The following is a 19,357-nucleotide window of genomic DNA, read 5'->3' on the forward strand; positions in this document are numbered from 1 at the left end:
ATTATTTTTCTGCCGTTCCGCTGGCTAACGCAGCAAGCTGCTCAGCGGTAGCCTCGGTCTGGTGCTTCTCCTTCCATTCCGGATAGGGCATGCCATAAACCCTTTCGCGGGCGGCGTCGTAGTCAACCGCGGTGCCCTGCTCTTCTGCGGCAGCGACATACCACTTGGACAAACAGTTGCGACAAAAGCCGGCGAGGTTCATCAACTCAATATTCTGCACATCCTTACGGCTGTCCAGATGTTCCAGCAGTCGGCGAAAAACGGCCGCTTCAATTTTATCGGTATCGGACATTGCGGTTACCTCTCTACTCTATGCGTCTATTGTTGTTGGTCTGCGCCGGGCGAGGCGTTCAAAATGTCCCACAGGGCTGCGCCCTGCCCTGGAAAACGCCACTCCACATCATTGAATTCGTCCAGTGACAACCAGAAGCCGCGCCGCGCTTCCAGCAGGGCCGGATCAATCGTTCCCGAGCCTGTATGGATTTCGCAGTGATACAAGTGGAAGCCCGTATCGAAAACCGCGATCAGTTCGCCCGGCATCAAGTGCAGCCCGGTTTCTTCGTAGGTCTCGCGAAAAGCAGCGCACTGCGCGGCCTCACCTGGCAATGCTTTGCCGCCAGGAGGCGAAATCTTGCCACCCAGATTTTCTATGACCAGAACCTTTCCGTGCACGACGGCAAGGCATCCGGCTGACGGTGCATAGTCGGCCTTACCTTCAAAAGGGCATGACTGCTCTTGCGCGCCACAAGCCGCCAGCAACAGCGGGAGCAACAGGCACAGCGCGCGGATCACCGGTACTCCAGTGCCACGCTGCCGTGTCCGAGTTGGTCACGCAGCGATTGCAGCAGTTCGTCGGTGGGTGATACCCGCCAGCTCTCCCCGCAGACAAACCGCGCCTTGTTCCGGCCCTGCAGATACATCATGGAAACAGGACAGCTGCCACCTCGAGCGCCCTCTAGTGTCTGCTGTAGCTGGCTGATGAATTCCTCGTCCAGCAGTTCCCCACGCAATTCGATACTGAGTGCAGAGGCATAGCTCTGCCGCGCCTGAGTCAGGTCACGCACGCCGCTGACGCGCATCGCAAGCCCGCCGGAGTAATCGTCATGAGCAACCTTGCCCTCCACGATCACGATCTTGTCTTTGCCCAGCAGTTCCCGCGCCTCATTGAAGGCCTCAGCGTATACGGTCACCTCAAGCCGAGCACTGCGGTCATCCAGCGTCAGAATGGCCATGGTGTCGCCGCGCTTGGTTTTCATGGTGCGCATGGCGACAATCAGACCCGCCAACACCTGGTTACCCTGTTTGTCTGCACGCAGATCGGCAATACGGGTAGGAGCGAATTTTCGCACTTCCTGTTCGTACTCATCGATGGGATGGCCGGTGATATACAGGCCCAGCGTATCTTTCTCGCCGCCGAGACGCTCTTTATCCGGCCAGGGACGCACATGCCGAAATGGCGCGTATACATCATCGTGACCGGTTTCCTGACTGGGCACGACCTCGCCAAACAGATCATCAATACCTGAATCCCGATTGCTGGCACTCTGCTCGGCAGCCTTGAGTGCGTCCTCCATGGACGCCATCATTACCCAACGGGATTCACCCAAAGAGTCCAGCGCACCAGAGCGAATCAATGCTTCAATCGCCTTGCGATTTACCTTGCGTGGGTCAGTGCGGGCGCAAAAGTCGAACAGATCCTTGAATGGGCCGTCCTCCTCCCGCGTTTTAAGAATGATCTCGATCGGGCCTTCACCCAGGCCCTTGATCGCACCCAGGCCATAGATAATGTCGTTTTGCTCGTTCACCGTGAACATATACTGACCCTCGTTCACATCGGGCAGCCGCAATGACAATTTCATCCGCCGGCACTCTTCGACAAAGATCACGATCTTGTCGGTATTGTCGAGTTCCGAGCTCATTACCGCCGCCATAAAGGGCGCGGGGTAGTGGGTCTTGAGCCAGCAGGTCTGGTAGGACACCAGCGCGTAGGCAGCAGAGTGGGATTTGTTAAAACCGTAGCCCGCGAACTTTTCCACCAGGTCAAAGATCTTCATGGCGAGGGTAGCGTCGACACCTCTGCCTTTCGCGCCGTCTTCAAAGATCGCGCGCTGTTTGGCCATTTCCTCGGGCTTCTTTTTACCCATGGCTCGGCGCAGCATGTCTGCACCGCCAAGCGTATACCCAGCCAACTCCTGGGCGATCTGCATCACCTGTTCCTGATACAAGATGATGCCGTAGGTGGGCTGCAGAATCGGTTGCAGCCATTCATGCTGATACTGGGAATCCGGGAAGGAGAGTTCCTCTCGCCCATGCTTCCGGTTGATGAAGTTGTCTACCATGCCGGACTGCAGCGGGCCGGGACGGAACAGCGCCACCAGGGCCACAATATCCTCAAAACAGTCTGGCTGCAGACGTTTGATCAGGTCCTTCATACCACGGGATTCGAGCTGGAACACGGCCGTGGTCTCGGCCGACATCAGCAATTTGAAACTGGGTTGGTCATCCAGCGGAATCTGCATGATGTCGAGGGGTTCCTCGTCATTGCGCGCCCGGACCGGGTTGATCATCTTGACCGCCCAGTCGATGATCGTGAGCGTGCGCAGACCAAGAAAGTCGAACTTCACCAGACCGGCGTCTTCAACATCGCCTTTATCGTACTGGGTGACCAGCCCGGAACCGGTCTCATCGCAGTAGAGCGGTGAAAAGTCAGTTAGTTTGGAGGGTGCGATTACCACGCCACCAGCGTGCTTACCCACACCTCGGGTCACCCCTTCCAGTTGCTCCGCCATGTCCCAGATTTCCTGGGCCTGCTCGTCATCGGCGAGGAATTGCCGCAGGGGCTCCTCCTGCTCCAGCGCTTTCTCCAGAGTCATACCCACTTCAAAAGGAATCATCTTGGACAGCTTGTCGGCGAGGCCGTAGGACTTGCCCTGTACCCGCGCGACATCACGCACCACAGCTTTCGCAGCCATGGTGCCGAAGGTGATGATCTGTGACACCGCCTCGCGGCCGTAGTGATCAGCCACGTAATCGATCACCTGATCGCGCTTCTCCATACAGAAATCAACATCGAAATCCGGCATGGAAACCCGCTCAGGGTTCAGAAATCGCTCGAACAGCAGGTCGTATTCAATCGGGTCGAGATCCGTGATCTCCAGTGCATAAGCCACGAGTGAGCCCGCGCCAGAACCCCGCCCCGGTCCCACCGGAATATCGTGTTCCTTGGCCCAGCGGATAAAGTCCATGACGATCAGGAAATAACCGGGAAAACCCATCTGGACGATCACATTGAGCTCGAAGTCAAGACGATCACGGTAGAGCTTCTGGGTCTCGGCAAAGTCCGGCGCTGCGGTATCGAACAGTACTTCCAGCCGCGCATTCAGGCCGTCATGAGAGAGCTCGCGGAAGAACTCATCCATGGTCATCCCCTCGGGGACGGGGTAATCCGGCAGGTAAGGCTTACCCAACTCCAGGACAACGTTACAGCGCCTGGCAATTGCCACGGTGTTGGCCAGCGCCTCGGGAATATCTGCGAACAGTTCCGCCATTTCCTCAGGCGACCGCAGGTACTGCTGATCCGTATAGGCCCGCACCCGGCGGGGGTCGTCCAACGCCCGGCCCTCGCCGATACAGACCCGAGCCTCATGGGCCTCAAACTCGGAGGCCTCGAGGAAGCGCACATCGTTCGTCGCCACCACCGGGCACTGCAATTCGCCAGCCAGTGCAACAGCGGCATGCAGATGACTCTCGTCACCCTCGCGACCTGTGCGGTGCAGCTCCAGATAGAAACGCCCCGGGTACAGATTCATCCAGTACTCAGCGCGCTCCCGCGCCAGCTCGGGCTTCTCGGCCAGCAGCGCCTTGCCCACTTCCCCCGCAGCACCCGCTGACAGGGCTATCAGGCCTTCGGCACATTCTTCCAGCCAAGCTTTGCTCACATAGGGCTCACCGAGGTACTGGCCGTCGGTGTAGGCCTTCGAAATCAACAGGGTCAGGTTTTTGTAGCCTGCTTCATTCATCGCCAGCAGGCACAGCGGATAAGATTTCTCCGGATCGTCACTCTCCATCACCCGGAGGTCGCTGCCAAAGATAGGCTGTATCCCCGCCCCGAAGGCGGCCTTGTAGGCCTTTACCAGGCCATAAAAATTGGTGAAGTCAGTGACGGCTACCGCTGGCATCCCCAGCTCTTCTACCCGCTTCATCAGGGGCTTCAGGCGCACCAGGCCATCGACGATGGAGTACTCTGAGTGGAGGCGTAAATGTACAAATGAAGTCATTCACGCAGTGTACATTCGTTGCGAATTCTCGGCAGTAGTTTTCTGTTGTGTGAGCGGTCTTCGGAGCGAGCTGCGCCAACCCGGGCTGCAGAATTAAAGAAGGTCCCGTACAGGGCCGAATGAGCGCCGGTGAACGGGAGTGACGCCCAGTTCGCGAAGTGCCTCGAGATGAACGGCCGTTGGATAGCCCTTGTGTTTGGCAAAGCCATAGCCTGGATATTGTTCTTCAAGGGCCTTGAGTTCATTGTCACGCTGTACTTTGGCCAGGATAGAGGCCGCTGCGATGGCGGGAACCCGGTCATCGCCCTTCACGACAGGCTCAGACGCATAATTCCACACCGGCAAACGGTTCCCATCAACCAACACATAGCCCGGCTGAAGCTGGAGGGCCTCCACCGCGCGTTTCATGGCAAGCATGGAGGCGTGCAGGATATTGAGTTCGTCGATTTCTGCGACCGAGGCCCGCGCGACAGCCCAGGCTATGGACTGCTCCTTGATCAGGACAGCGAGCCTTTCACGGCGGGCCTCCGAGAGTTTTTTGGAATCCCTCAAGCCCTCGATCGGCCGTGCCGGGTCGAGGATTACCGCGGCGGCGACGACATCGCCCGCCAGTGGCCCACGACCCACTTCGTCCACCCCAGCAATATCAATGCCCTCGTAACTCACCTGGAAGAGATCATCCACGGGCGAGCTCCAGCAGGGCTTCAGCGGCTCTATGCGCATAGTCGCGGCGCAATTCACTGTGTATCTCGTCGAAGGCACTGATTTGTTCGCGGGCAGCTTCAGCCCCTTCCAACAGGGGCTGGGCTTCGGCTGCCATAGCCTCAGCGGTCGCCGCATCCTGCAGCAGTTCAGGCACAAGGGCCCGGCCCGACAATACATTGGGTAGCGCGGCAAATGGTGTAGTCGCCAGGCGCAGTACCAGCCACCAGGAGAGAGCCGCCATGCGGTAAGCGACCACCATCGGGCGCTTCACCAGAGCCGCCTCCAACGTGGCGGTACCTGAGGCCAGCAAGATAGCATCGGATGCTGCCATCACTTCACGGGATCTCCCGTTAATCAGGGTCACCGGGAGGTCTGGCTGCTCCGCCAACAGTTTTTGTAACTCGAGCTCGCGGGCGGGATTGGCCGCCGGCAGCAGAAACTCGAGCCTGGGATTTCGCTCCCACAACAGTCGCGCAGCCTGCAAAAACACCGGTGCCAACATGCGCACTTCGCCGCCGCGGCTGCCCGGCAGCAAGGCCAGTATCTGACCTTCAGACGCCAGCCCCAGGGAACTGCGTGCAGCTCGTGTATCGGCGCGATTCGGCAACTCATCCGCTAGCGGATGACCGACATAGCGCACCGGCACACCGTGCTCTTCATAAATTCTGGTCTCAAAGGGAAAGAGACACAACATCAGGTCTACCGAACGCTTGATTTTGTGAATGCGGCGCCTACGCCAGGCCCATACCGAGGGGCTAACCAGGTGCCCTACTGGAATGCCCTGCTCTTTCAGCTTGCGCTCCAGGGTCAGGTTGAAGTCGGGAGCGTCGATACCCAGAAACAGGTCAGGTGGATTGTCTCGAAAGTGCTCGAACACCGAGCGGCGGATACGCAGCAGCTCTGGGAGCCGCTTCAGAGGCTCGACAAATCCAATCACCGAGAGCCGGTCCATGGGGAACATGCTGCGCAAGCCCTGAGCTTCCATCAACGGCCCGCCGATGCCCTCAACAATCAACTCGTCACATTGCTCGCGCAACGCAGCCAGTACCCGTGATCCTAGAATATCACCGGAGGCCTCGCCGGCCAGAATACCGATACGCAATGTGCCCGAAGGCATGGAATGCTACCTGACGATGCCGCGCTCGGACGAGCGCACTGAATCGATAAGCACCTGTAATTCAGGTGTCTCGCCCAGCATTGACTCAAGTCGCTGCAGGGCAAGATCCAGGGTCAGGCCCTGGCGGTAAAGGATCTTGAATGCCCGCCGCAACTGCCGGATGGCATCTGCAGAAAACCCCCGGCGCCGCAGGCCTTCAATATTGATGGTCTTGGCCTCGGCAGGTGAGCCGCTCACCGTGACATAGGCCGGCACGTCCTTGCCGATGGCTGTGCCCATACCGCTGAAGCTGTGGGCGCCGATTTTGCAGAACTGATGTACCAGCGTGTAGCCACTGAGAATCGCCCAATCGCCGATATGAACATGTCCGGCCAGCGCGGTGTTGTTCACCAGGATAGTGTTGTTACCCAGCACCGAGTCGTGGCCGATGTGAACGTAGGCCATTATCAGGTTGTCGTTGCCGATAGTGGTCTCAGAACGGTCCTGGACAGTACCGCGGTGGATAGTCACGTTCTCGCGAATGATATTGTTGTCGCCAATGACCAGGCGGGTGGGCTCATTGCGATACTTGAGGTCCGGTGTGGCCTCGCCGATGCTAGAGAACTGGTAGATATGATTGTTGGCACCGATCACCGTGGGACCGCGCACAATCACATGGGGCTCGACAATCGTACCGGGACCTATCTCGACATCGGCGCCAATCATGGACCAGGGACCTACCACAACGTCGTCCGCCAGTTTCGCGGTAGGGTCGACGATGGCCAGCTCGTGAATCATCGATCGGCGCAGAGAATGGTGGCAGATGCGGCCAGTTGGCCGTCGACGTCAGCTTTTACGTCGAACTTCCAGATGCCGCGGCGCTCACCCACGATCGATGCGCGCAACATGACCTGGTCGCCAGGTACGCAAGGGCGTTTGAAACGCAGGTTGTCCGCGCCGACAAAATAGTAGATCGAACCGTCCGCCGGCGTCTTATCCATGGTTTTAAAGCCGAGAATACCCGCCGCCTGGGCCATTGCTTCAACAAGCAATACACCGGGGAACACAGGTTTATCTGGAAAGTGGCCATCGAAAAAAGGCTCATTCACCGTCAAATTCTTGTACGCGACGATAGACTCGCCCAGATTCAACTCCACCACACGGTCCACCAGCAAGAAAGGGTAGCGGTGCGGCAGGTATTTACGTATTTCTACGACATCCATCATGAAATGTTGTTCCTTTGGAGCTATTGCCCTTGCTCGCTTTCAAGAGCGGCAAGCCGCTGGTGTATGCGTTCCAGCTGGCTGAAGCGGACGGCGGCTCTGCGCCAGCCCCGCGAGGGCATCATGGGCGTACCGGAGGAATATGAGCCTGGCGTAGTAATGGACTTGGTCACCATGGTCATGCCCGATACATGGACTCCGTCACAAATCTCCAGATGACCCGCCACCCCGACCATTCCGGCCAGTGTACAGTTAGCGCCTATGATCGAACTTCCGGCCATTCCGGTGCAACCTGCTATCGCGGTATTTTTTCCGATGCGGCAGTTGTGGGCAATATGCACCTGATTGTCCAGAATAACGCCATCTTCAAGCACAGTGTGCTCCAGCGCTCCGCGGTCAATCGTGACACCGGCACCGATTTCAACATCGTCGCCTACCCTCACTCCGCCCAGTTGGTGGATTTTCTGCCAGCCATCGGCCTTTGGCGCAAAACCAAAACCATCAGAACCGATCACCGACTGGCCGTGAATCTTGCAGCGCTCACCGAGATGCACATCGTGGTAAATCACCACACCCGGCATCAGGTGGCTATTCGCCCCTATCACGCTGTGCTCCCCGACATAGACATTAGCCGCCAGTTGACAGCCATCACCTATGATAACGCCTGATTCCACCACGACATTGGGGCCAATGCAGCTCCCCTCACCAATTATCGCGTCGGCGGCGACCAGGGCGCTGGGATGAATACCGCCAGGAACGCGTGGCGTCTGGTCAAAAATGGCCGTCATCCTGGCGAACGCGAGATAAGGGTCGTCTGTTACCAGGGTGTCTACCGGGCAATCGGCCGCGATATCCGCGCGCAAAATAACCGCAGCAGCGCGGGCTTCGCCGAGTAACGACTGGAAACGGGGATTGGAGAGAAAGGTCACTTGCTCGGGCCCGGCATTCGCCAGCGTCCCAAGACCAGACACGGGGCGTTGCGGATCACCTGATAACACCAGGTCAAATCGTTCCGCCAACTCCCCGAGAGTGACCATAGGCCGCGCCTTAGTTGGACTGATTGAGTTTGTCAGTGACCTTGGCGGTAATGCTGTAACCGGGGTCGGCGTGAATCACGGAGGCGCGCGGCATCAGCAGCCCGATGCCTTCTGTTGAGATCAGATCGCGCAGTACTTCCTGCACTTTAGGCGACAGCTCTTGCAGCAGTGCCTGACCGGCGGCCTGCTCGGCCTGCTGTAATTTACCGCTGACGTGCTCCAGATCAGACTGCTTGCTGGCCAATTTCTGGCGTGCGGCCACCTGCTGTTCCTGGCTCATCACTGCGGCGTCTTTTTGGAACGACTTGACCAGCTCATCGAACTCGCTCTTGAGTTTATCGAACTCAGCCTTGTCGGCTTTGTAGTCGTCGCTATTACGCACATCATTGATGCGCTGCTGGGCCACATCGGTCTGCAGTATGGCTTCCTGCAGATTTACAACGGCAATCTTGCCCTGGGCCATGGCGGCGCCAGACAGGGTAAATGCCATTGCGGCCAGGGTTACTTTCAAAAACTTAGACACGGTTATCTCCAATGGTCAGGTAAAAATCAGAAGCCGCGGCCGAGTGTGAACTGGAAGGCTTCTTCCTCGTCCTCGTCGCCCGCATTAATAGGTTTGGCCAGGCTGAATGTCATGGGGCCGAAGCCCGTAATCCAGGTTACGCCCACGCCTACGGAGTAGCGCAGCTCATCGACATCGACATCGAAGCAGTTGATCTGGCTGACACTACAGTTGGTGTTGAATACGTTGCCAACGTCTACAAAGAAAGCAGAACGAAGCTGGCTGCGATCCTTAATAAATGGCAGCGGGAACAGCAGTTCGGCGCTACCCTCTATCAGGACATTACCGCCGAAGGGGTCCGGATCATCGTTGACAGTTTCAACGAGTAGCTTCTCATCCACTGCACCATAGCCGAAGTCACCCAGCGCGGTTGCCTCACCGGTTTCCTCATCCACTTCGGTGACGGCCTGGCGGCCATTGTAAAGTCTGGCGGGCGTGGAACGCGGACCCAGTGTGTTGCTTTCGAAGCCACGCACGCTGCCGAAGCCGCCTGCAAAGAAGTGCTCATAGAAAGGCAACTCGGTCGCATCGCCATAGCCATCGCCATAGCCGAGCTCACCGCGGAAGCGCATGACCCATTGACCCTTGATCGGGAAATAGATCTCACCGCGATAGTTGAGCTTGTAGAACTCAAGGTCAGAACCTGGCACCGCCACTTCGAGTGAGAGCGAGTTCGAAGCGCCACGGGTAGCCATGCGGCCTCGGTTCAAGGTGGACTGGGTCCAGCTCGAGGTGATCGTCCAGTTCAGGAACTCGTCTCCGTTTTCATCGAGGAAGCCCGGGTCCGCCGGCCTGGTCAGGTAAGACGGCGGCAGGGTAGCAATCGGGAACAACTGTTCGGGCCCGGAGAACGTGCCATCGGGTTGCTGAGTGCTGTCAAACCAGTAGTCGACCCCCTCTTCCAGGCGCGGGCTAGCCTTGATCTCCTGTACGGCAAAACGGCCCGCGGTAATTTCTGTATCCGACACACCAAAACTGAAGCCCAGGCGCTGGGTTTCCTTGATCGGGTACCCGAAGTTCAGTGCCGCGCCCATGGTATCGGTGGTGTAGCTCGCCACATTAACCTCAGAGAGGTCAGTGGACCGGAAGAAGACATTAAAGCCGCGGCTGACGCCGTCTTCCGTGTAGTAAGGATTGGTGTAACTGAAGTTGTACATATCCTGATAGCGCGAGGAATTCAGGTTAATACCGACGCGTTTACCGGTACCCATGAAGTTATCCTGTTGCAGGTTCAGGCCAAGAATCAATCCAGCGTCCTGGGCGTAGCCGAAGCTGGCGCCAATGCTGCCGGAGGATTGTTCCTCAACAGCGTACTCAACGTCAATGAGATCGTCGTGGCCGGGAACCTGGGGAGTCTCCACGCTGGCCCTGCTGAAATAGCCCAGCCGTTCGAGACGGATACGCGATTGTTCGATCTTGGCGGAAGACGCCGGTGCGCTTTCCATCTGACGCATCTCGCGACGGAGCACGTCGTCGGCCGTCTTCAGATTGCCTTTAAAGCTGATCCGACGCACATAAGTACGTTTACCCGGGTCGACGAAGAACTTCATATTAACCGTGGTTTCGCCGTCTTCCACCTCGGGAATACCGGTCACCTTGGCGAAGTTATAGCCTTCGTTACCCAAGCGGCGAGTCATGTATTCCTCGGTGCTGGTAACCAACTGCTGGGAGAATGTCTGCCCTTCAGCAACCAGCAGGAAGCGACGCAGGTCTTCCTCGGGTAGAACCAGGTCACCGGAGAGGTCGACGCTGCCCACCGTAAACTTATCGCCCTCGGTCACATTGGCGGTGATATACACCTCTTCCTTGCTTGGAGAGACAGATACCTGGGTGGAGTCTATGCGGAACTGGAGGTAACCGCGGTCCATGTAGTAGGACGTCAGGGATTCTAGGTCGCCGGTGAGCTTCTCCTTGGAATATTTGTCGTCATTAGTAAAGAATGAGAGCCAGCCGGTGGTCTTCAGCTCAAAGACATCACCAAGATCATCGTCGGTATAGACTTCGTTGCCCACCACATTGATGTGCTTGATGGCTGCGACAGTGCCTTCGTTGACATCGATGTTGATGGTTACGCGGTTGCGTGGCTCAGGCACCACCTCGGTTTCAATACCGGCGTCATAACGCCCTTGCTGGACATACTGGCGCTGTAGCTCAAGCTGCATACCTTCCAGGGTAGAACGCTGGAAAACCTGCCCAACTGAAAGGCCCGCGCCTTTGAGGCCTTCAAGCAGGGCCTCGGTTTCAATTGCCTTGTTGCCGTCGATGTTGATCTCGCTGATGCTCGGGCGCTCAGCCACCACCACTACCAGGACATTGCCATCGCGGCCGATGCGAATGTCATCAAAGTTGCCAGTGGTGAACAGGCTACGGGCCGAGGCGCGAATAGAACGCTCGTCCACCATATCGCCAACAGCCACCGGGAGGGAGGCGAATACGCTGCCCGCAGAAATACGCTGCAGACCCTCCACCCGGATATCGGAGATGATGAATGTCTCGGCGTAAGCCGGTGGCACCAACAAAAGCAGGACCACGGCCAGGAGTTTGCTAAATCGCTTAATCAAAATTCACTCAATTGACGGATTCAGCCTGTAGCTGACTTCTTGTTAATGTTCGCTACAGGCGCGAAAAATCGTTGTATAAGGCCAGACCCATCATCCCGAGGACGAGGAACAGGCCCAGTTGGTATCCCAGAGCCTGTATTTTCTCAGGTACAGGCCTTCCCGCCAATAGCTCGACGGTGTAAAACAACAGGTGGCCACCATCCAGTACCGGCACCGGTAGCAGGTTCAAAACCCCCAGGCTCACACTCAGCAGCGCAAGGAAGCCAATATAGGACTCCAGGCCCGACTTGGCGGAAGCGCTGGCCACTTTAGCAATGGTGATGGGGCCGCTCAAGTTTTTCGGCGATATGAGCCCCATGATCATTTTTTTGATCGAATTCAGCGTGAATCCCATCAATTCCCAGGTCTGAACGACAGCGGCGCCGGCGGACTCAATGGGCCCCCGCTGAAAGCTGCGCACCAGCTCTGGGGGCATCTCGGGCAGGGCCACGCTCACCCCAACCCTACCGAAGGGCTCAGCGGCTCCCTCGACGACCCGCTCCGGAGTAATGACCGCCTGCTGAACCTGACCGTCGCGCTCAATATCCAGAGTAATCGCCTCACCTGGCCGAGCGCGCACATATTCGACCCAGTCCATCCACTTTTCCATAGGCACAGCATCGGCTCTCAGCACCCGATCGCCCTGCTGCAGGCCTGCTACTGCTGCCGGGCTGCCATCGCTCACCGTGTCCACTACAGGGGGAACTTCCGGCGTATACATGGCAATACCCAGCCCCCCAAACAGGTCTGGCTCTTCCTGTTCGGACAGCCAGCGATCGATAACCGCTTCAGATTCGTAAATCATGTCTGAACCGGGGTAACTCACGGCGAACTCGATAGTGCCGGAGTCGCCAATGCGATCCAGAAGCGCAAAGCTCAGGGCCCGCCAGGTAGGCGTGTCAGCGCCATCGACGGCCACTATTTCTTGCCCCGCCTCCAGGCCAGCCACCTCGGCGATCGACCCGACCTCAACCTCGCCGATCACAGGGGCGTAGCCTTTCTCACCGGCCATAAACAGGAACCAGTAAGCCACGACGGCGAGAATCAGGTTGGCCAGGGGCCCGGCGGCCACCACTGCGATTCGCTGGAGCACGGGCTTGCGATTGAAGGTCTTGTCCAGATCCTCCTCGGGGACATCACCTTCGCGCTCGTCCAGCATTTTGACGTAACCGCCCAGCGGGATTGCCGCGACCGAATACTCGGTGCCCTGGCTGTCGCGCCAGCTGCCCAGGGATTTACCGAAACCGATCGAAAAGCGAATCACGTGGACACCGCACTTTCGGGCTACCCAGAAGTGACCATATTCGTGCACCGCCACCAGTACCGCGAGGGTGAACAGGGTAATCAGAATTGTGTACAGCATATCCATCAGTGGGAAAGAGCCCCTATCGCTTCACGGGCGGCCTCACGGGCCTCCCCATCAGCAGTTTCGACAACACTGAGATCGGTGGGTTCAACTACCTTCACCTGGCCCAGTGCGGTCTCGATAACACGGGGAATGTCGGTAAAACGAATACCCCCTCCAAGAAACGAATCTACAGCCACTTCATTGGCGGCGTTACATACCGCCATGGCCGTGCCGCCGGTCGCTACGGACTCGCGAGCCAGGCGCAGGCAGGGAAAGCGTCCCTCATCCGGCGCCTCGAAATCCAGCCTGGCAGTCGCTATCAGGTCCAGCGGAGCCACGCCTGCGGCCACCCGCTCGGGCCATCCGAGGCCGAAAGCAATCGGTGTGCGCATATCCGGGTTGCCCAATTGCGCCAACACGGAACCATCCACGTATTGCACCATCGAGTGAATAATACTCTGGGGGTGCACTACCACATCCACCTGCTTCGGGCCCACATCGAAAATCCAGCACGCCTCGATAAATTCCAGCCCCTTATTCATAAGGCTCGCGGAATCTACCGAAATTTTTCGCCCCATCGACCAATTGGGATGGGCGCAGGCCTGGTCTGGAGTTGCGTCGCTCATATCAGCGCGGCTCCAGTTGCGAAACGGCCCCCCCGAGGCAGTCAGCAGTATTTTACTGACGCCTTTTAACTTGGGGCGGGCCTGGCCGTCAGCGGGCATACATTGAAATATGGCATTGTGCTCGCTGTCGATAGGCATCAGGCGTGCACCGGATTCGCGCACGGCCTGCATCAGCAGATGCCCGCCCATAACCAGCGATTCCTTGTTGGCCAACAACAGAGTCTTACCTGCACGTGCCGCAGCCAGGGTTGAGGGTAATCCCGCCGCACCGACAATCGCGGCCATCACACTGTCTACCTCTGGCGCAGTCACAATCCGCTCGAGACCCTGCTCCCCCGACAATACTTCCGTATCCGCCACCTGCGCCATACGCGCACGCAATTGCTCCGCGGCATCTTCATCCGCCATGACAGCATAACGAGGCTTGAATTGTTCACACTGGGCCAGCAGGGCGTCGACCGAGCGGTTTGCCGCCAACGCGAAGACGCTGAAGTCGCCGGGATGCCGGGCGATCACATCGAGGGTACTCACACCAATAGATCCAGTAGACCCGAGCACGGAGACCTGACGTATGCCTGAACTCACAACTACCAGGCCGCCAAAACCAGACCGAGGGTGAATACCGGTGCCGCACCACACAGGCTATCCAGCCGGTCGAGAAAGCCGCCGTGACCTGGCAGCAAGCTGCCGCTGTCTTTGGTGCCACTCTCGCGCTTGACCATGCTGACTGTAAGGTCGCCGACAACGGAGGCAACGCTGGTGGCCAGAACGACGGCAAGCACCGCAAGCAATGAAATGTGCGCCCCCTGGGCCGGCATGAAAAACCAGAGCCCCACGCCTACAAGAGCGGCGCAGATTTCACCCCCCCAGAAACCCTCCCAGGTCTTGGCAGGGCTCACAGCTGGAGCCATTTTGTGCTTGCCCAGCGACTTGCCCGAAAAATACGCGCCAACATCAGCGGCTACGACCACTACAACCATGGCTATTAACAAGAGGCCGCCCCGGGGGAAGCTCAACAAATAGATCGCTGCTGCCCAGGCTGGCGCCAACACCAGCAAGCCGATGAGGGAACGCATGACGCGATTACTCCACAGCGCTGCGCTACCGGGATAACCCTTGACCCACAACAGTGCGAACGACCACCACAATGTGCCGAGGCCCAGCACCGGCTGTATCTGTTCCCTGCTGGGCGCGCCGCCAAGACCACAGAGGGTATACAAGCCTGCCAGCACAGCTGCGAGCACGATAACAAAGGCCAGCCTCGCGCCGACATGCTCCCACCCTGCCAGCCGGGACCACTCCCAGCCACCGGCGAGGACAATAAGCCCCAGCAGGGCCGCCAGCGCCTGATACGGCAGGAAAAAAATGGCCGCCAGGAACAGGGCCGCCATTATGACGGCGGTGATTATGCGCTGCTTAAGCATCGATCTCTGCTCCCGCTACCAGACCGTCAGGGTCACGCAGGCCAAAGCGCCGCTCACGGCGGCTGTAATCCGCGAGCGCACGGGCGAACTCGAGCTCGCCAAAATCGGGCCATAAAGTGTTGGTGAAGTAGAGCTCGCTATAGGCGAAATGCCAGAGCATAAAATTGCTAATGCGCGCGTCCCCGCCAGTACGAATACACAGGTCCGGACGAGGTAGATCGGCAATAGAGATGTTGCGGTCAATCATATCTGCGTCAATAGTCTCAGGGTCCAGCTCACCGCGCTGTGCCTGCCGCGCGAGTTTGCGTGCGACCTCCGCGATGTCCCACTGGCCGCCGTAGTCCACGGCGATGACAACAGTCGCCCCGGAATTGCGCGCTGTCAGGTGTTCTGATTGCTGCATCAGCCGTTGCAGACGAGCGCTGAATCGCGAACGCTCACCAATAAACCGCAGGCGGATACCATCCTTGTGGAGTTCCCGCACCTCACTGCGCAGATAACGTGACAGCAGCGCAAGGAGTGCACGCACTTCCGGCAGGGGGCGTCCCCAGTTTTCACTGCTGAAGGCAAAGAGGGTAAGAACTTCGACGCCGTGATTGCGACAGGCTCGCAGAATATTGCGCACAGCCTCCACACCCGCACGGTGGCCCGCAGGGCCAGAAACACCGTTGCGTTTGGCCCACCGATTGTTGCCGTCCATGATAATGGCGACATGATGGGGCACTACTGTCTCGCGATTTTCTGAGTCGCCCCGCGACTGGGAATCGGACATGGCTTCAGGCCAGGGGATGGACCCCTAGATCTCCATCAGGTCGGCTTCTTTCTCAGCCAACATTTTCTCGACTTTAGCGACAAAACCATCTGTCAGTTTCTGGACCTCATCCTGGCCCCTGCGCTCGTCGTCTTCTGAAATCTCTTTCTCTTTGACCAGATCCTTGAGCATGCCGTTGGCATCGCGTCGGGCATTGCGAATCGATACGCGCGCAGACTCCGCTTCGTGGCGCGCCTGGCGAATATAGCCTTTACGCGTTTCCTCGGTCAGCATCGGCATAGGGATACGAATCACCTCTCCGGCGGTCGCCGGGTTGAGGCCGAGATCAGATTTCATGATCGCTTTCTCAATGGCAGGAATCATGGTCTTGTCCCACGCCGTCAGGGACAGCGTGCGCGCGTCTTCTACGTTGACGTTCGCCACCTGGTTCAGGGGCGTCTCGGAGCCGTAGTATTCAACCCGCAGGCCGTCGAGCAAGCTCGGATGTGCGCGCCCGGTACGAATTTTATTGAAGTTATGATTCAGCGCATCAAGGCTCTTCGCCATGCGCTCGTCAGCTTCTGATTTTATGTCGTCGATCACGTTACTGTTTCCTCCTGTGGCACCAACTACTCGATCAGGGTGCCGTCATCGCCACCGCGGACGATATTGAGCAGTGCGCCCTTTTTCTCCATTTCAAATACCCGCACCGGCATATTGTGATCCCGGCAGAGGCAAATGGCTGTGAGGTCCATAACCTCCAGCTTTTTATCCAGTACTTCATCGTAGGTGAGGCGTTCATACCTGATCGCGTCCGCTACCTTCATCGGGTCGGCGGAGTACACGCCGTCGACCTTGGTGGCCTTGAGCACAAGCTCCGCATCCACCTCAATTCCCCTGAGACAGGCGGAGGAATCAGTCGTGAAAAACGGATTGCCGGTACCGGCCGCAAAAACCACCACATCGCCATTGTTCAATGCACGGATTGCCTTGCGACGATCGTAATGGTCCACAACACCGCTCATGGGAATCGCTGACATTACCTGGGTGGAAATATTGGAGCGCTCAAGTGCATCGCGCAGTGCCAGTGCATTCATGACAGTCGCAAGCATACCCATGTGGTCGCCCGTGACCCGATCGAGCCCGGCTTCCTGGAGTGAGGCCCCGCGGAACAAATTGCCGCCGCCAACAACCAGCCCGACCTGAACGCCGATACCGACCAACTGGCCAATTTCCAATGCCATCTGGTCGAGCACTTTTGGGTCGATGCCAAAAGCTTCACTACCGGTCAGCGCCTCGCCGCTCAACTTGAGCAGGATGCGTTTGTACTTCTTTTCACCACTCATCTGGGGCATAACTGGCCTCTCCTGAACTGGGGCGCTATCTTACAGGAACAAGCCCCTCCACCCCAGCGGGAATTTAGCCAAATTGATAACGATAATGGCGCCGTAAAGGCGCCATTTGAGATGCTAATGAGTACCGGGAGCGCGAGCGAAGTCACCCCCGCGGCACAGCTAGCTCAGACGAACGCCAACAGCGCCCAGATGACAGCCGTAAGCGCCAGGCTACAGTGAATCACACCCTTAACACTGGTCATCGGACCGGTCTTGCCGAACAAGGCATTGGCCTCAAGTGCCAGAATCAGTGCGATGCAGGCATAGAAGCCCACGGCGCTCACATCGGCAATGTACAGGTGCTTCGAGCCCAGCATTGCGAACAGCATTGGACCAGAGAGCAGCGTATTGGTGCGCGATGCCAGGCCGGCCTTCGCCGCGGCTACCGGGCCTTCACCCTCTTTCAAGCCGATAACGATTTGCTGGTTTGGCCAGATAATCAGCCAGACGTTGAGGAACATGAGAGTCCCGGCCAGAGCGCCAACCCAGATCACCGGCATACCAAGAATATTGGTGGACGCGCCAACCTGGTGCAGCAGAGTCAGGCCCGTGAGGAACGTAAACATGGCGCCCCAACGGAACCACCAAAGAGCGCGCGGAGCGAGCTTCTTCACGGCATCAGCTTTTGCGTCTGCCTCGGCTTCCTTGAAATACTCGGTCTGAACAAAATTGAAATAATACAGCATGCCAATCCAGACGATACCGAACAGCACGTGCGCAAAGCGGAAAATGAATTCAAGAATCATGCGACAACCCCCTTTTATATTGTTGTATTCGCGGGTTGATTATACACTTCCATGACCGGCGCGAAAGCTGCCTTTCCATAGCCCGCACACACCGTGAGGGCTTTCCTGTAATACATCCACCACCACACCAAGGAACCTGCACATGGCCTTTGAACTGCCTGCTCTTCCCTATGCCCAGGACGCACTCGAACCTCACATCTCCGCTGAGACCCTGGAATTCCATTATGGCAAACACCACCAGACCTACGTCGACAAGCTAAACGGCCTGACGGAAGCCAACGGCCTCGAAGGAAAATCACTCGAAGACGTGGTCAAAACATCAGAGGGTGGCGTCTTCAATAATGCCGCACAAATCTGGAATCACAGTTTCTACTGGAACTGCCTGAGCCCCAACGGCGGTGGCGCAGCCACGGGCGCAATCGCAGAAGCCATTGACGCTGCGTTTGGCTCCTTCGATGCGTTCAAGGAAGCCTTCACTACCAGCGCAATAAACAACTTCGGGTCATCGTGGACCTGGCTGGTAAAGAACGCCGACGGCTCCGTTGCCATAGTCAATACTTCCAATGCCGCTACGCCGCTGACCGATTCAGGCGTCACCCCCCTGCTCACCGTCGACCTGTGGGAACACGCCTATTACATCGACTACCGCAACGCTCGACCGAAGTATATGGAAGCGTTCTGGGCGCTGGTGAACTGGGAATTCGCCAACGCCAATTTCGCCTGATAGAACGGTGATACAAAAAAAGGCCCTGCACTTCCCGGTGCAGGGCCTTTTTTAACACCGGCAAACCCTAGCTCATTAATTCAGCCAGGCTCTCGGCATCCAGTTTTTCGGCTTCAGCGAGTGCCGCATACAAAGGTGCGCGGACGCGATCCTTACTGCCCTTGTGAGCGTTCATATTGATACCTGAGAGCTGTTCTGCAACCGCGATTGCGCGATTCATCAGCTGATCCACATCCACCGCCTCATCGACATAGCCAGCGTCCACTGCGCCATCGGCATCGTACAGAACACCGCAATTTACGGCGCGATCGAAATGGGAAGGGGTCAATTTTGCGCGGGCAATTTCCACACCGAAATACGGCAGAGTCATACCAATGGCCACCTCATTGAGGCCGATCTTGTAAGGGCCTGCAGTTCCGATTCGGTAGTCTGCCGACATCAGCATAATGGCGCCCATAGCCAGCGCATGGCCAGTAACCGCCAATACCACAGGCGTGGGGAACCTCAACATACGGCGCGCGAGATCGCCGCCGCCTGCTACCAGTTTGACCATGGCGTCGCCGCCCTGCCCCATCACGGACAGATCGAAACCAGCAGAAAATTTTCCCGGACGCCCGGCGATGACAACAACTTTGCCGGCGATCTCAGCTTTATCCAGCGCAGCGCCCAATTGCGCCAGCATGTCGAATGACACGGCGTTGGCCTTGCCGTCGTCCATCTGGATCAGGCTGTATTTCTCTTGTTCTGTATAAGTGACGATCTCGGACACGCGGGACTCCTGAATATTCATTACTGCGGACGACAACGGTAGTCGAAAGCCCGTCAAAAAAAAAGGGCCCGGTAT

Annotated in this window: 19 protein-coding genes; 1 reads left to right on the forward strand and 18 read right to left on the reverse strand. The window is 57.7% G+C overall.

The genetic code is table 11. The features are described 5' to 3' along the window. Nucleotide 1: 1 nt before the first annotated feature. The 17 genes from EY643_RS14005 to EY643_RS14085 form a co-directional block, all read right to left on the reverse strand. On the reverse strand, nt 2–292 hold the full coding sequence (locus tag EY643_RS14005; RefSeq protein ID WP_153239816.1) for a DUF1244 domain-containing protein: 291 nt from the start codon (nt 290–292) through the stop codon (nt 2–4). Between the two features lie 26 nt (nt 293–318). Next, nucleotides 319–792 (reverse strand): NUDIX hydrolase, encoded by a 474-nt coding sequence (locus tag EY643_RS14010; RefSeq protein WP_153239817.1) that lies wholly within the window; start codon nt 790–792, stop codon nt 319–321. Beyond that, entirely contained in the window at nt 789–4,277 is a 3,489-nt protein-coding gene (dnaE, locus tag EY643_RS14015; protein WP_153239818.1) for a DNA polymerase III subunit alpha, read from the reverse strand. The genes EY643_RS14010 and dnaE overlap by 4 nt, the downstream gene beginning before the upstream one ends. A gap of 93 nt (nt 4,278–4,370) precedes the next feature. Then, nucleotides 4,371–4,928: a ribonuclease HII gene (gene rnhB / locus EY643_RS14020; protein WP_240732907.1), complete on the reverse strand. Its 558-nt coding sequence runs from the start codon at nt 4,926–4,928 to the stop codon at nt 4,371–4,373. A gap of 25 nt (nt 4,929–4,953) precedes the next feature. Further along, entirely contained in the window at nt 4,954–6,099 is a 1,146-nt protein-coding gene (gene lpxB, locus EY643_RS14025; RefSeq protein ID WP_153239820.1) for a lipid-A-disaccharide synthase, read from the reverse strand. 6 nt (nt 6,100–6,105) lie between these two features. Beyond that, nucleotides 6,106–6,876, reverse strand: coding sequence for an acyl-ACP--UDP-N-acetylglucosamine O-acyltransferase (lpxA, locus tag EY643_RS14030; RefSeq protein ID WP_153239821.1), 771 nt, complete (start codon nt 6,874–6,876; stop codon nt 6,106–6,108). After that, on the reverse strand, nt 6,873–7,304 hold the full coding sequence (fabZ, locus tag EY643_RS14035) for a 3-hydroxyacyl-ACP dehydratase FabZ (protein ID WP_153239822.1): 432 nt from the start codon (nt 7,302–7,304) through the stop codon (nt 6,873–6,875). Before fabZ ends, lpxA begins: the two co-directional genes overlap by 4 nt. Nucleotides 7,305–7,324: 20 nt before the next feature. After that, nucleotides 7,325–8,338 carry a UDP-3-O-(3-hydroxymyristoyl)glucosamine N-acyltransferase gene (lpxD, locus tag EY643_RS14040; protein WP_153239823.1) on the reverse strand — a complete coding sequence of 338 codons (1,014 nt, stop codon included), beginning with the start codon at nt 8,336–8,338 and terminating at the stop codon, nt 7,325–7,327. Nucleotides 8,339–8,348: 10 nt separating this feature from the next. Continuing rightward, on the reverse strand, nt 8,349–8,861 hold the full coding sequence (locus EY643_RS14045; protein WP_240732711.1) for an OmpH/Skp family outer membrane protein: 513 nt from the start codon (nt 8,859–8,861) through the stop codon (nt 8,349–8,351). A gap of 26 nt (nt 8,862–8,887) precedes the next feature. Then, a complete protein-coding gene (bamA, locus tag EY643_RS14050; RefSeq protein ID WP_420841655.1) occupies nt 8,888–11,458 on the reverse strand; it encodes an outer membrane protein assembly factor BamA in 2,571 nt (856 codons plus the stop codon). A 55-nt stretch (nt 11,459–11,513) separates the two neighbouring features. After that, nucleotides 11,514–12,869, reverse strand: coding sequence for an RIP metalloprotease RseP (gene rseP / locus EY643_RS14055; RefSeq protein ID WP_153239825.1), 1,356 nt, complete (start codon nt 12,867–12,869; stop codon nt 11,514–11,516). Continuing rightward, nucleotides 12,869–14,059, reverse strand: coding sequence for a 1-deoxy-D-xylulose-5-phosphate reductoisomerase (gene ispC, locus EY643_RS14060; protein WP_153239826.1), 1,191 nt, complete (start codon nt 14,057–14,059; stop codon nt 12,869–12,871). The genes rseP and ispC overlap by 1 nt, the downstream gene beginning before the upstream one ends. A 2-nt stretch (nt 14,060–14,061) precedes the next feature. Beyond that, nucleotides 14,062–14,898, reverse strand: coding sequence for a phosphatidate cytidylyltransferase (locus EY643_RS14065; RefSeq protein ID WP_153239827.1), 837 nt, complete (start codon nt 14,896–14,898; stop codon nt 14,062–14,064). Further along, nucleotides 14,891–15,598: a polyprenyl diphosphate synthase gene (gene uppS / locus EY643_RS14070; RefSeq protein WP_240732908.1), complete on the reverse strand. Its 708-nt coding sequence runs from the start codon at nt 15,596–15,598 to the stop codon at nt 14,891–14,893. The genes EY643_RS14065 and uppS overlap by 8 nt, the downstream gene beginning before the upstream one ends. 96 nt (nt 15,599–15,694) lie before the next feature. Beyond that, nucleotides 15,695–16,252 (reverse strand): ribosome recycling factor, encoded by a 558-nt coding sequence (gene frr / locus EY643_RS14075; protein ID WP_153239829.1) that lies wholly within the window; start codon nt 16,250–16,252, stop codon nt 15,695–15,697. Nucleotides 16,253–16,278: 26 nt separating this feature from the next. Next, nucleotides 16,279–17,004: a UMP kinase gene (gene pyrH, locus EY643_RS14080; RefSeq protein WP_153239830.1), complete on the reverse strand. Its 726-nt coding sequence runs from the start codon at nt 17,002–17,004 to the stop codon at nt 16,279–16,281. Nucleotides 17,005–17,168: 164 nt separating this feature from the next. Then, nucleotides 17,169–17,789 (reverse strand): urate hydroxylase PuuD, encoded by a 621-nt coding sequence (locus tag EY643_RS14085; protein ID WP_153239831.1) that lies wholly within the window; start codon nt 17,787–17,789, stop codon nt 17,169–17,171. A gap of 142 nt (nt 17,790–17,931) precedes the next feature. Between EY643_RS14085 and EY643_RS14090 the strand changes: the two genes are divergently transcribed. Beyond that, the gene (locus EY643_RS14090) at nt 17,932–18,513 is read left to right on the forward strand and encodes a Fe-Mn family superoxide dismutase (protein ID WP_153239832.1); all 582 of its coding nucleotides are present in this window, start codon (nt 17,932–17,934) and stop codon (nt 18,511–18,513) included. A 67-nt stretch (nt 18,514–18,580) separates the two neighbouring features. Here EY643_RS14090 and EY643_RS14095 read toward each other — a convergent pair whose 3' ends face one another. After that, nucleotides 18,581–19,282: a crotonase/enoyl-CoA hydratase family protein gene (locus EY643_RS14095; protein WP_153239833.1), complete on the reverse strand. Its 702-nt coding sequence runs from the start codon at nt 19,280–19,282 to the stop codon at nt 18,581–18,583. Nucleotides 19,283–19,357 lie beyond the last annotated feature (75 nt).

Origin of the sequence: Halioglobus maricola (genome assembly GCF_009388985.1) — a bacterium.
In the GTDB taxonomy this organism is placed as follows: domain Bacteria; phylum Pseudomonadota; class Gammaproteobacteria; order Pseudomonadales; family Halieaceae; genus Halioglobus; species Halioglobus maricola.